This is a genomic window from Marivita sp. NO-S04, assembly GCF_059070475.1.
The window spans coordinates 39,013-51,358 of record NZ_JBKAEE010000002.1 but is presented as its reverse complement, the minus strand read 5'-3'; the positions used below and the strand labels follow the sequence as shown (position 1 = coordinate 51,358).

Annotated in this window: 10 protein-coding genes and 1 pseudogene; 5 read left to right on the top strand and 6 right to left on the bottom strand. The window is 54.2% G+C overall.

Annotated elements, in window-relative coordinates:
- Window positions 1–46: 46 nt before the first annotated feature.
- Entirely contained in the window at window positions 47–400 is a 354-nt protein-coding gene (locus tag ACK3EW_RS22770) for a response regulator (RefSeq protein WP_493809867.1), read from the bottom strand.
- A gap of 758 nt (window positions 401–1,158) precedes the next feature.
- Here ACK3EW_RS22770 and ACK3EW_RS22765 point away from each other — a divergent pair.
- A complete protein-coding gene (locus ACK3EW_RS22765; protein WP_493809866.1) occupies window positions 1,159–1,680 on the top strand; it encodes a DUF2799 domain-containing protein in 522 nt (173 codons plus the stop codon).
- A gap of 246 nt (window positions 1,681–1,926) precedes the next feature.
- Here the strand turns inward: ACK3EW_RS22765 and ACK3EW_RS22760 are convergent.
- The 3 genes and pseudogenes from ACK3EW_RS22760 to ACK3EW_RS22750 all read right to left on the bottom strand — a co-directional run bounded on the left by ACK3EW_RS22760 (window position 1,927) and on the right by ACK3EW_RS22750 (window position 5,186).
- Window positions 1,927–2,687 (bottom strand): annotated as a pseudogene (locus tag ACK3EW_RS22760) (SDR family NAD(P)-dependent oxidoreductase).
- A gap of 16 nt (window positions 2,688–2,703) precedes the next feature.
- Window positions 2,704–3,681 (bottom strand): transporter substrate-binding protein, encoded by a 978-nt coding sequence (locus ACK3EW_RS22755; RefSeq protein ID WP_493809865.1) that lies wholly within the window; start codon window positions 3,679–3,681, stop codon window positions 2,704–2,706.
- Between the two features lie 452 nt (window positions 3,682–4,133).
- Window positions 4,134–5,186 (bottom strand): family 8 glycosyl hydrolase, encoded by a 1,053-nt coding sequence (locus tag ACK3EW_RS22750; protein WP_493809864.1) that lies wholly within the window; start codon window positions 5,184–5,186, stop codon window positions 4,134–4,136.
- Between the two features lie 1,313 nt (window positions 5,187–6,499).
- Here ACK3EW_RS22750 and ACK3EW_RS22745 point away from each other — a divergent pair.
- From ACK3EW_RS22745 to ACK3EW_RS22730, 4 genes are all read left to right on the top strand, one after another.
- Window positions 6,500–6,958 (top strand): hypothetical protein, encoded by a 459-nt coding sequence (locus tag ACK3EW_RS22745; protein WP_493809863.1) that lies wholly within the window; start codon window positions 6,500–6,502, stop codon window positions 6,956–6,958.
- 103 nt (window positions 6,959–7,061) lie between these two features.
- Window positions 7,062–7,337, top strand: a complete 276-nt coding sequence (locus ACK3EW_RS22740) for a hypothetical protein (RefSeq protein ID WP_493809862.1) — start codon at window positions 7,062–7,064, stop codon at window positions 7,335–7,337.
- Window positions 7,334–8,266 carry an IS5 family transposase gene (locus tag ACK3EW_RS22735; protein WP_493806415.1) on the top strand — a complete coding sequence of 311 codons (933 nt, stop codon included), beginning with the start codon at window positions 7,334–7,336 and terminating at the stop codon, window positions 8,264–8,266. Before ACK3EW_RS22740 ends, ACK3EW_RS22735 begins: the two co-directional genes overlap by 4 nt.
- Window positions 8,267–8,766: 500 nt before the next feature.
- Entirely contained in the window at window positions 8,767–9,387 is a 621-nt protein-coding gene (locus ACK3EW_RS22730; RefSeq protein WP_493809861.1) for a response regulator transcription factor, read from the top strand.
- A gap of 739 nt (window positions 9,388–10,126) precedes the next feature.
- Here ACK3EW_RS22730 and ACK3EW_RS22725 read toward each other — a convergent pair.
- Both ACK3EW_RS22725 and tnpC read right to left on the bottom strand, forming a co-directional pair.
- Window positions 10,127–10,489 carry an Hpt domain-containing protein gene (locus ACK3EW_RS22725; RefSeq protein WP_493809882.1) on the bottom strand — a complete coding sequence of 121 codons (363 nt, stop codon included), beginning with the start codon at window positions 10,487–10,489 and terminating at the stop codon, window positions 10,127–10,129.
- 160 nt (window positions 10,490–10,649) lie between these two features.
- Window positions 10,650–12,287, bottom strand: coding sequence for an IS66 family transposase (tnpC, locus tag ACK3EW_RS22720; RefSeq protein ID WP_493806894.1), 1,638 nt, complete (start codon window positions 12,285–12,287; stop codon window positions 10,650–10,652).
- Window positions 12,288–12,346 lie beyond the last annotated feature (59 nt).

Here is a 12,346-nt window from a genome sequence, read left to right as displayed (position 1 = left end):
GAAAGCGTGCCACAATGAGTGTTACATTTCAAAGGCTTTCAGGTCTCTATAATGCATTGATCAATTCTGAATATTTGCTTGCATTACTGAACTTGGACAAGATTTCAACACTGTCCAAGGCAGCGGGAAGGCCAAGATTTTTCAAGGACTCTTTTGAGTAGGACGTCAGGAAATAGATCGGAACATTGCCATCTTGCAGCAGACACGCAAGCTCGAAACACGTATCATCGCCAAGATTGACGTCCAGAAAAGCAATATCCGGTAAATCTTTTGATACAAGCTCGAAAGCTTTTTGTGCGCTGTTGCACACGACAAGCTTGCGGTCGCTTAAACCTTCAATTTTATGTGCGAGAAGGGCAGCGATGAGCGCCTCATCTTCTACGAGAAGTACATATGCCATGATACGCATTCAACCTAAGCGGAGAGCGTATCTAGACAATCCCTCGACAGCTGTTTCTCCTAAGGATTTCAGGTATCCCCAACCAAAGACATGAAAAATGTGTCGAGATGGCAACAGGGTGGGATCAGAAAACAATTTCTGGAAAAACGAACCAAACCTGACCGTTGTTCCCCGAATTGACCAGTGAGCTATTGCCTGTGGGATTGGCATCGTGAGATCGGAACAGGAAGACCGCTCAGAGGCTACCTTTGACCGAAGCCCAGCCCTGACCGGAGCAGAGCGTATTGGAAACCGGAGCTCATGTCGTCCTGTGTCCTGCGGATGCATCTTCACATGTCCTTTCCCGTCATATGAAAGGTATCTATAAATTGATTATTTTAAAAAACTATAGGGTATTTTCACCAGTCCAGCTGATTTCCAGATATGACGAGGTCCGTTTCGGACGGCGTCTTCGGTCATATACGTCACGTTGAGGCAAGTCCAAGCACCTGCCTCCGGCCCTTCCTCGGGCATGAAGAGAAGCCTCGGGATCAGAGGTGTCGGTCCTGGGTTGCACCGCTCTTCATTACAGCGAGAGAGGAGCGGGGGCAGGTGAGGATGGCCTCTGGAGGCGAGATCGAGACTCCAATTTACCGGGTAAAATATTTAACCGGATAATATGGAGTGGGTGGGACGGCACGATGATCCTGGATGACGGATTGCGATTACCTGTCGCGCTCGTCAAAACGGTATCGTCAGACACGTAACGGATCCATAAAATGACATTAAGACTTCTGGCCGGCTTGGTTGCAGTGGCGCTTGTGGCTGCCTGCGCTACCTTGAGTGAAGAGGAATGCATCGAGGGCAATTGGCGCGAGATCGGTCAACGGGATGGACAGGCCGGCCGGACCGCGAGTTTCCTCACGGAGCATGCCAAGGCCTGCGAAAAGATCGGCATTCTGCTGGACCAATCGCTCTGGGAACAGGGGCGGCAGGCCGGGTTGTCCGCTTATTGTACCCCTCCAAAAGCCTATGACGAAGGGCGCTCGGGGCGTGGTCTGTCGCCAGTCTGTCCTGCGGCGCAATTGCCCGCGCTGCAACTGGCCCATGGCAAGGGCATGGCATGGCATCGTCTCAGCAATGAGATCAATGTTCTGGATCGTGAAATGTCCGACTTGCACACCAAGGTCGTCAAAGAAAGCGACGAGAAAAAGCGGGCTTTATATTTGGCCAATATCCGCAGTCTTGAGAGCATCATCCGCCTGCTCGAAATGCGCCGCATGACCGAAGGCAGTTTCTGATCGCGATAGGGGCAGGGGATGTTCGTCATCTGTCTTGACGGCTGTTTTTCGCAGGAACAGGTCCGTGATCGCGCGGCGGTAAGCGTTGTGGACGATGCGTGTTCAGATCGCATCCATGAAGGTCGGCTCAAGGATGGTCCTGCCAAACTTTGAACGACGTGTTGGCTCTCTCTCACTTTGACTGATGGTCCAGCGCTGGTCGGAGATGCGGGGTCTGCCCATGATGAGGCAGACCCCGCATTCACATTAAAGCTGGACACCCTTCGTCAGGGCACCGTCGATCACAAGATTTGTCCCCGTAGTGAAGCTGGATGCCGGGCTCGCAAGAAATACGACGCCGCGGGCGATTTCTTCAGGTTTCGCCATACGCCCAGTGGGGTTCAAAGCCAGCGCCTCTGCGTAGAGGCCAGGCATGTTGGTTTCGATGTTTTGCCAAATGCCACCATCGAAATAAGTATTTCCCGGTGATACCGTATTGGCACGGATGCCCTTCGCCGCCAGTTTGTAAGCCAGTCCCTGCGCATAATGTACGATGGCTGCCTTGAAAGCGCCGTAGGCGGGCCCGGTGAAATCGATCTCACGGCCTGATACGGAGGAAACCAGCATTATGGACGCTGCTGAACTCTTTTCAAGCCAAGGCATGGCGACATTCACAAGGCGGACAGAATGCATCATGTCTGTTTCAAAGCTCGCCTGCCAGGCATCTTCGTCATCGCTCACGGCCAAGGCAGAGACATTGCCGATCACGATGTCTATGCCCCCAAGTGCCTCGGCTGACTTTGTGACCCAAGCTTCCAGAGCGGTCTTGTCTGAGACGTCGAGCGCTGTGCCATATGCAGTCGCGCCGAGGGCTGTCAGACGTGAGATCGCCGTTTCAACATCTGCCGAAGTGCGGGCACAGATGGACAGGGCAGCCCCTTCAGCCGCCAGAATCTCAGCACAGTGAAAGCCGATGCCCTTACTACCCCCGGTGATGAGAGCACGCAGTCCTTAAGACCAAGTTCCATGGTCAACCCCTTGATATCAAGTCAGATATTTCTTTTCGATCCCAGCTGCGAGGCTGTATTTCGGATCAACCATATTGCCCAGGCGGACTTTCCCGCACATCGTCAACAACATGTATGCATCGGCTTCGGATTGGCCGGTCTCCGCTGCCACCCAGCGGACCAACTCACGATACGCGATACGAGCCGCATCCTCCATCGGGCGTGCCGATCCGATGAACATGATCTTGTCTTCTGTTTCAAGTTGTGGCCAGCTGTTGCCGTAATCCTTGATCAGATCAATGTGAATTTCGACTGTCGCAGGAATTTCCAAAGCGACACCACACAACTCTCCGTCGCCTTGGATTGCGTGGCAGTCGCCCAGATAGAGGTAACCGCCATCGGTGTTCACCGGGAGACCTATCAGGGTTGTAAATACAAAATCCGGTCTGTCCTCGATGATTTGATTGACCACATCACTCAAGTCGATTTCGCCAACAGGAAAGTACCGTTCTCCCAGAACCACGCCTCCAGAGGCAGCAATCGCCTCACGAAGAATGCGGTTGTTTTCCCACGCCCAGATATAGTTGGAGTCAACCATCCAGCCATGTGTGCCAAACTGCCTCAAAAGATGGCGTGTCAGTGGCACGATGTGCTGATTGGGACCAGCACCACTATAGACAACATTCTCGAAGCCTTCGTAGTGAGAAGGATACCAGAGAAGGGCATCCGCCTTTTCGAAAAGCGGCAACACCTCCTTTCGACTGGACGAGGTATAGCAGCCCACCACATGCTTCAAACCATGATCCTGCAGTAGAGAGCGTGCGCCCTCCACATAGTTCGAGAGTACACCGGCGGGATCGATGGATACCGGCGTGATACTCACCGACTGGTTTGGGCTTGCGTTGATTTCCTCGATAGCCAGCTTTGCTCCGGCATGCATGACGCGGCTGACAGCCTCATAGGAGCCGCCCTGCGACATCAGCAATCCTATCGGGAGTTCCAGTCTCTGGGTCATCAGTCCTCGAACGCGAAAAAGCCCCTGACAGCATTTCTGCTGCAGAGGCTACATTGCCAAGCCGCTTTGCGCGGCAGTTCATTCTATGATTTGTGGCGGTCTCCTCATTGAGCCCGTAACCACACGACTCAAACCTAAGACAGTGCCGAATGATTTGGCAAGTAATTTGGTGATTGCACAGGTCCATCTGGAAGAAAGCTGCATACAATATGTGCAGATTGCGTAATCCAGAGCTGTTCAAAGCAGTTTCACTGAGCGTTTGTGGCGGCATGGGACGCTCTTACCCCAGATTCACACCCACCCTCCATTCCGCATCCTCCTCGCCGCTCTTGGAGACCTGAAAGCTTTGCCCGATCTTGAGCGTGCCAGCCTTTGGCCGGGGAACCGGCGCAGGACGGAGAGGCGGCCTGTCTTGCTGGAAGCCCAACAATCGAGGTTTTGCGAAGAACGCTTTAATCTTTCAGCCCGAAGGTCAGGGCAGGGGCGGTTTCCCTGTCCGCAACCCGGCTCAACATGTCGAGCATGGCCGGGTAATACCCCTGTCCCACGTCAAGTTCAGGCGTGTCGAAGCTTCGCCCATCGACCAGCCGGTGAACTGCGGCAAAGCCCTCGTAGGAGCTTGTGTCGAGAACACTTCGGTCCTTGAGGTCAACGACAACAGGCGTAATCTGACCAGAGGCGCTTGCGTAAATCTCCTTGGCATGGGCAACCGCCGCATGATCGCGGTGTCCGGACCAGATAAGGTACAACGGCACCCGGACCGCATCGTACCCGTAATGTGCCATGTGCTCGGACGACGGTCTGAGACCGGCAATGTCGACCTCGGCCCAATTCGGAATGCCGGTAGACCTGGCAAGCTCGTCCAGGATCACCAAGCCGTCATTGGCCACCTGAGCCAATCGCGGATCACGGATCAATGCCGACAGGTCATAGAGCGCGCGGGGCATGATATAAGAGGGGTTGATGATCGCCTTGGTGCCACGCAGGAACCCTTCGGCTGCGGGCAAAAGGATCAACCGGTCGCGATTGCGGGGATCGGGGTGAACACAATGGGCGGATATCGCCTTTGCGATCTCTGTGGCATGGAACCGAGCCTTGGGAATGTCGAACCGGTCGGCCCCCATCGCCAAACCCCAAGCGAAAAAGAGATCGCCATCGGTTGCGTTCATGGCGTCCGGCGCTGTCTGGCCCGGTACCAGTTTCCAGTTCAGAAGCGCATCGTTGCGACGGTTCAGATTTGCAGAGGTCCAAGACCAGATCGCGTCAAACGCGGCACGGTCACCATGGATGACAGACAAGACCAGCCCGTAGCCCTGACCCTCGGAATGGGTCGACTGATCCTGCAAGTGATCGACGACACGACCGTCCGGCATCAGAAACGTGGCTTTCCACGCCGTCCAATCCCGATCATTCACCGTGTCCACCCCATTCGACTGCGCCAACGCCGAAAAGGGCGCACAGACCGCAAGAGCAGTCAATGTCGAAAGGAAGTTGCGTCTGTTCATGCGGCTGCTCAAATCCCTGGGCGCCATGGCCCACTTGCGTTGTCAGTCCGAAGGGTAAACTCTTCGTCGTCTTGATCAGTTTCAGGCAAACGCTTGCGCGCTGTCTCGTCTGACGATGTTGAGTGGGCGACGATCTCGGCTAGCTCCTGTCGAAGGTTTCAGAAAGTGCCTTTAGGTCGATCATCTTGACGTCCCCCGAGAACATCTCGTCTGAGGAGTGGTATGCTCGAGAAGCAGGAGGGCACATTCAGATCAGGCATCCATCGTCACGGCAGATATAAGTCCGTAGCATCATCACCTCGCTGCAACCGCGATCTTTTCGGGTCGTAGGTGGGTTAACTGTTTGGGGAACAGGGTGCGCCGGCAGTTGCCGGTGGATAACTGCCGGTAACCCACCTACAGAAGGAACGGTAAGTTCAATTGAGGACGTGTGACAACGGCGCAATAGTATAGGCTAGTACTTTTTCTATTTCGTAATCGCTTTAGAATTCATGTTTAGTATCTTAATGGTGTTTTTTGTGAAATTGATATTTTAAAATATTGTTTTTTCATGATTTGAGGGGAAAGAGTAATTATAATTTGTTGACTGGAGATCAGCACAGGTTATAATTCAGTACTACACGCGGAATTCTTTTGGGTTCTGCTCTCAACTTCAACCCTGGCGTCAGATCAGGGGTTTTTCTTTTCTGCAGACGCGGCCAGATGTTGGTGCATGATGCCCGAAAGGATGTCGAAAATTTTCCAACTTCTGATTCATTTGGATTTTTCTGTATCGGGCGCGCGATCACGCCAATTTTATCTATCATGTATCATGCCTGACAAAGCGAGCGATAAGGCGCACGATCGCAAGCGGATATCGGGCATGTATAAAATTCATTTGCCCCTTCCCTTTCTTGAGGGTGTGGCAAGGGGTGATGTGCGATCCGTCAGGGTATGATGATACGGGACATGCTGGAGGTCGAGTTGGTACAAGTGAAAATCATGCTTCCAAAAAGAGAAATGTCTATAGAGGGCAATAACCTTGCTCGGGATTGTCGCGTTTCCAGGTGGTGAAAGGGTAACTGGTATGCGGATGTCTTCAGATACCTTAAGATGGACTGGAGAATTAGGCGCTTTGCTTGTTCGTCTTGGGCTCCCCGCCTGACATAGGATTCCCAAACCTTCTCGATCGTGGCATGATTCGCGGGCATGACGCTCCGACCTCTGCCTTTGCCTTGGCCTCGCCAACCGTACTGAGCTTGAAGCCCTGCTGATAAACCGCAACACACCACGCAAGCTCGCATGGCGTGGCGGGATCTTGCTTGCGACAACTGATGCCGTGGGAACCGTTGAGATCATGCGGCGGCAGGCTGGAGCGGTTTGTCGATGATGGCGTACCGGGGCTCAAGCGCGACCAAGACTCGGCCCTTGCGTTTGCCGCCGCTTCCGAGGCAGGTCCGGTCGGCAGTGATCGCGAAGACCGCGCAGGAGGTGCCGCCAAACGCCCCGCCCTGGAGCCGCGCGACGTTGGCCGAGGCGGTAGGGATATCGGCCTCGAGCCATATGTCTTGGAGGGGTTGAAGGTCTCGAACGTCCCGGTGTTCAAGGACAAGGGCACCGTGATCGTTGGCCTCGACTTCGACCCGTCGGATTGCGCGGTCGTGCTCTGCGTGGATGAAAAATCCCAGATCGAGCCGCGCGACCGGACCCAGCCCGGGCTGCCCCTCAAGAAAGGGCTTACGGCCACCGTGGTCCCTGTTCGTTTAGGTTTGGCGACTTGCGGGATCGAGTGAACAGGATGTCAATTTCACCTGTCTAAATATTCAATCAAAAATAAATAGATACATCAGGAAGTAATAGGGTGAAATACTCTGGAAAAACCGCAGGACTCGAAAAATGTTTACCAAAGGCCGAAATGCAAATCCAAAAGAAGAGGTCCTGATTGCAGTCGGTGCACAACCGTCTGTGTCTCAAGCCATAGTTGTTGAAACTGCTGTAAACAGCCCAGCTCTCTCTGCTGCGGGCTCCCGGCAAACAGCCTCTGTAATGTCTGAAGGTCTCGAAGTAACCGGACAAATCAAGAGTCAAGGAAGCATCGAAATGGCATTGTTGCAAAAGTCTGACGACGAAGGATTCACTTCGCGAATCCATGGCGTTAGACGCGGTGCATGAGCAAGCCATCTCCCGCCCGCTATCGCACGACGAACTGGTCCAGCTACAACGCGTCACTCAGGAAGCGGGGGTCTCTGCTCATCTGGGTCGACAAGGACATGACCTGGCGCGCGCCGCGTGACAGTCGACCCGGACGTCCGGCGGTGTTTTCCGATGCGGCCATACAGTTCTGCTTATCGATCAAAGTCCTGTTCAAGTTGCCGTTGCGCCAGACCGCCGGAATGGTGGCCAGCCTGCTGCGACTGGCCGGCCTGGACTGGCCCGTGCCGGACTTTTCCACGCTGTGCCGCAGGCAAAAGACCTTGGCCGTCCAGGTCCCGTATCGCCGTGCGGACGGCCCGCTGAACCTGCTGGTCGACAGCACCGGGATCAAGTTCCTCGGCGATGGCGAATGGCAGGCCCGCAAGCACGGGGTGCAAGGCCGACGCCAATGGCGCAAAGTCCATCTGGCCATGGACACCACCACCTCGGACATCCGGGCAGTCGAGTTCACCCCCAGCCGCGACGGCGACAGCCCCGTGCTGCCCGACCTGCTCGGCCAGATCCCGGCAGGTGAGCAGATAGGCACGGTCACCGCCGACGGCGCCTACGACACACGCCGCTGCCACAAGGCCATCATCGAACGCGACGCCGTTCCGATCATCCCGATCCGAAAGAACGGACGTCTCTGGAAAGAAGACTGCCCGGCTGCACGCGCCCGCAACGACACCCTGCGCGCGACGCGATACTACGGGCGGGCGTTCTGGAAACGCTGGACCGGATACCACGCCCGCAACCGGATCGAGGCGAAGATGCGCTGCCTGAAATCCTTCGGCGAGCGTATCATGGCAAGAGACCCCGACCGACAGACCGCCGAAATCCACATCCGCATCGCCCTCATGAACCGCTTCAACGCCCTCGGCACCGCCGAGATCGTCCGCGTGGCATAACGTCAGCGGGGTAAGGGGACGTCACGCCTCAGGCCGGGGTAATGCAACAACGCCATCTAGACGGCCGACCAGCACGCTGCGACCATGGTGCTGAAGGCTCTTGCTCTCTTGGTGCGACAGCGAACAAACAAGCGATCAATGCCCTGCGCGCTCACCTTGCGGAACTGGGGATCATCGTCGATGGAGGTCTTGATCGCGATTATCCGGGACGATGGGGATGCGCGTCTGCCTGATCCCGCGCGCTTGGCCTGTTACATTCTTGACGAGCAGGGTGTCTCGCAAGACAGGGGTATTCGACCCAGTTTCGAAGTCTGCATATTTTGGACGGCAGCAACATGACATAAATGTCGAACATATATCCAAAGATTTTTATTTGAGGAAATATATATAAAAATATGGTGTTTACAATTTATCTACTCGGACGCATATCTTTTACGCCTAACGGCAATATGATATCTGATAGGGATATCTAGATCTGTGTTGGAAAGGGATATCGAGCAATGAAAAATACAAGTATTCTGCTCGTCGACGATCACCAGTTGATTTTGGAATTGATTTCAGAGAGTCTCGAGGAGACAAACGCATTTTCTGTCACCTGTGCCGTCTCTTTGGATCAAGCTTGTCAGAAAATAGCTGAAAAAACAAATTTTGACATTGTTATGCTCGATATCACTCTATCGGAAGCCGTAGGACTGCAAGAGGTCAAGAAAATTGTTGATCTAAACGCAAATGGTTATGTCGTAATCTTTTCGGGCACTGTGTCAGAGACTTTTGTGCAGAATTGCCTGGATGTAGGTGTTTCGGGATTCATACCGAAGACATTTTCTGTTGATGCGCTGTCCAGCGCCTTGAAGTTCATAGCAACAGGTCAAAAGTTTGTTCCGGCAAACTTCTTCACCTTTGGAGGTGGTCGGATCGGCAAGGACAGCTATGGTATCGGCGAAGGGGAATTCGAGGTGCTCAAGAAGTTGGCGGAAGGTCTGTCGAACAAGGACATCACCAATATTCTCAGCCTACCCGAAACCACTGTCAAAATGCGGGTGCGATCGATCTGTCACAAACTGGGCGCAGAAAACCGGACACAAGCTGTCTTGATCGCTCAGAAGAGCGGATTGGTTTGAGCGTCAGGTGAAGGGCGCCTTTTGGTGCAGACGTCTTATGAAATCGGACAACCCTTTTTGCAGTCACTTGGTAAGTGCTTGAGTCCACGTTGATACTCGCAACTGAGATCGGCTGCATAATTTGCAGTGGGCGCGTGGTTTCAGGCCAACAATATCCATTCAAGCTGGTTACTCCTGCGCACTTTGAATATCGTCTATGACCACGTCATGCCGATTGTATCGTTTGAGTGCATGTGGGGTAGATGGGAGCCTTGAAGGGCCTGTGCCTCACCGGCAGGAATGCCCTGTTCCTGTATGGACGCAGAAGTCTTTTTGCAGTCCAAGCATTATTGTATTCTTTGAGGAACTGTTGGAAGATAAATTCCCGGATGGATCACGCTGAGGTCCATGATCAATAAACTGCATATGCTGTCAGGCAAAAGATGATAGTCTTGTCTGAAAATATTTTGAACGCAGTACATCACTACCCTTGAGAATTATCTGAAAGGGATTGTAATAATTTTCATCGTCTTGAATAAATATCCTTATGTGTTTTAAATAAAGGAGCTGTATCACTTAAATTGAATAATGAATGTAACCTATCTGATACCCTGTTTAAGAGTCAATGGGTTAACTCCTCAAGTAGAGTGAATTTCGCCGTCCTCCAAATGTGGACAAGACAAGCGTCAAAAGAAAAAATCATGCGGTTTTTTGGTCTTTGCAAAATGGACCAGCTGTTTGTGGGATAGCTGTCTGGACATCAGGAGTCCATATGCTTCAAAATCATTTGCATTTGACTGCAGGTATCACGCAAAGTGAGATGTAGATTGTCAGTCAAGGCGTATAGTGACATGGGGGCGTCTGTCCGGCAGCCTTGTTCGATGCGTCTCAGTTCCTTCGAGAGCGCGTCTGCCCCCATGATTTCACATAAGCCGACGCAGGTATGTGCCAACCGTTCCGAAGTCTTCATGCTGTTGGCGAGCAAGTGTGTCCGGAGGAGGTCAAAATCTTTTGAGAGCTGCGCTTCAAATTCAGGCAGATACTTCGTCTCGAGGCTCGAGCCTGTCGATGCAGCGACGGAGGCGAAGGTTTTGAGGTTTATCAGGGGTCTGTGTGGGGGCATGACGCCAATTTTCCTTTTGATGTGTTGAAGACGGCCGAGGACCTGCACGTGAGTGCACTTGGCAAGAGCAGCATGCTCTGGTGGAAAAGATGTCTGCTCCAAAGCCGTCCTTTTTTGTCAATCGATATCCGGTCGGTAACCACGCCATTGATACCGCAGCTTACGCGGCTTGACTGTTCTTCACGGATGCGATCGGCGCCCAGTTCCAAGGCAGCAATTCATCAAGCCGGTTGATCTTGTGATCGTGGATGCGGTCGAGGATGTCAGCAAGATAGGCCAGCGGGTCAAGACCGTTCAGCTTGGCCGTTTCAATGACCGTCATCGCGCGCGCGAGGGTTTCCGCGCCGGTATCTGCGCCCGCGAAGAGCCAGTTTTTACGTCCTATTCCAATCGGGCGCAGGGCGCGTTCGGCCGGATTGTTGTCGATGGCCACACGCCCGTCGTTCAGGAACAGGCTGAAGGCCTCCTTCCGCGCGAGGCCATAGCGGAACGCCTTGGCTAGATCGCTTTTGCCGGGGATGCGCAGAAGCTGCTGTTCAGACCAAGCAAAGAAAGCCTCGACCTTGGGCTTGGTAAGTTTTTGACGTGCCGCATAGCGGACGTTGGCGGGCTGACCGTTGATATCGCGCTCGATGTCGTAGAATTTTCCGATCCGGTCGAGCGCCTCGCGAGCGATCTCGGATTTGGTTGAGGTCCAAAAGTCATGGAAGTCGCGCCGCAGATGCGCCCAACAGGCGGCCTCCCGCAAACGGGCTGTGCCGTCAGGCTCTGGCGCGTAAAGCTTGGCATACCCTTTGTAGCCGTCGGCCTGAAGAATGCCCTGCGCTGCGGACAGATGACTGAGGACGTGCTCTTCCTTCCAGTCTGGCGCAAAGCGATAGACAGCACCCGGTGGTGATGCCCCGGCCCAGGGTCGCTGATCACGCACATAGGCCCAGATCCGGCCCTGCTTGACACCCTTGCCAAGCCCTCTGTTGCGCATGCTGCGATCAAGCACCCGGATGGGGGTGTCGTCCGCATGCAGCAGGTCGCTGGCCATGATGTCCGCCTCGATCCGTACAATGAGCGGCTGTAAGGTCTTCATGGCTCGCCCGCACCAGCCAACAAGCGTGCTTTCGGGAATGTCTGCTCCCATGCGGGCGAAGATCTCGTGCTGGCGATATAACGGAAGGTGGTCGTCGAACTTCGAGACCAGCACATGGGCCAGCAAGTTCGGCCCTGCAATACTGCCGGGGATCGGACGGCTGGGTGCTGGTTCCTGCACCATCCGCTCACACCGGCGGCAGGATTTCTTGATCCGGGCAATCTGGATCACCTTCATCTGAGCGGCGATCATGTCCAGCAGTTCGCTGACATCCTCACCCACCACACGCAGATCGCCGCCACAGTCGGGGCAGCAGGCACCGGGGTCCAGTTCACGGCGTTCGCGCGGGGTCGCATCCGAGACACGTGGCTTGCGGCGCAAAGTGGGCGCATCGGCAGCTTCCGCTGATGGCTCATCCGGCCCTTCGTCGATTGGCGCTTCATCGTCTTCGGCCACGGCAACCAGCAGGTCTTCAAGCGCCAGTTCCAGCTGTTCGATCTCGCGCTCAATCTTTTCCGAGGATTTGCTGAAGGCCAGTTTCTGAAGCTTGGCGATCCGTAGGCGCAGGGCTTGCACCAGCTGGTCGTGAACCCGTAGCGTGGCCGATATCTTGGCGTTCTCTGCCGCGATCCGCAGGTTTTCAGCCTGTAGAGCAGCGATCATAGCGCGCAATTCAGCGGGATCATCAGGCAGGTTTTCAGCAGGTTCAGACATGCGCTTGACTACCAAAAAACAGGCTCAAGCGCCATATAAATAACGATAATTCGTGCGCA

Coding starts and splice junctions, on each gene's coding strand:
- ACK3EW_RS22770 (WP_493809867.1), bottom strand. CDS start 400: ATGGCATATGTACTTCTCGTAGAAGATGAGGCGCTCATCGCTGCCCTT.
- ACK3EW_RS22765 (WP_493809866.1), top strand. CDS start 1,159: ATGACATTAAGACTTCTGGCCGGCTTGGTTGCAGTGGCGCTTGTGGCT.
- ACK3EW_RS22755 (WP_493809865.1), bottom strand. CDS start 3,681: ATGACCCAGAGACTGGAACTCCCGATAGGATTGCTGATGTCGCAGGGC.
- ACK3EW_RS22750 (WP_493809864.1), bottom strand. CDS start 5,186: ATGAACAGACGCAACTTCCTTTCGACATTGACTGCTCTTGCGGTCTGT.
- ACK3EW_RS22745 (WP_493809863.1), top strand. CDS start 6,500: ATGCCGTGGGAACCGTTGAGATCATGCGGCGGCAGGCTGGAGCGGTTT.
- ACK3EW_RS22740 (WP_493809862.1), top strand. CDS start 7,062: ATGTTTACCAAAGGCCGAAATGCAAATCCAAAAGAAGAGGTCCTGATT.
- ACK3EW_RS22735 (WP_493806415.1), top strand. CDS start 7,334: ATGAGCAAGCCATCTCCCGCCCGCTATCGCACGACGAACTGGTCCAGC.
- ACK3EW_RS22730 (WP_493809861.1), top strand. CDS start 8,767: ATGAAAAATACAAGTATTCTGCTCGTCGACGATCACCAGTTGATTTTG.
- ACK3EW_RS22725 (WP_493809882.1), bottom strand. CDS start 10,489: ATGCCCCCACACAGACCCCTGATAAACCTCAAAACCTTCGCCTCCGTC.
- tnpC (WP_493806894.1), bottom strand. CDS start 12,287: ATGTCTGAACCTGCTGAAAACCTGCCTGATGATCCCGCTGAATTGCGC.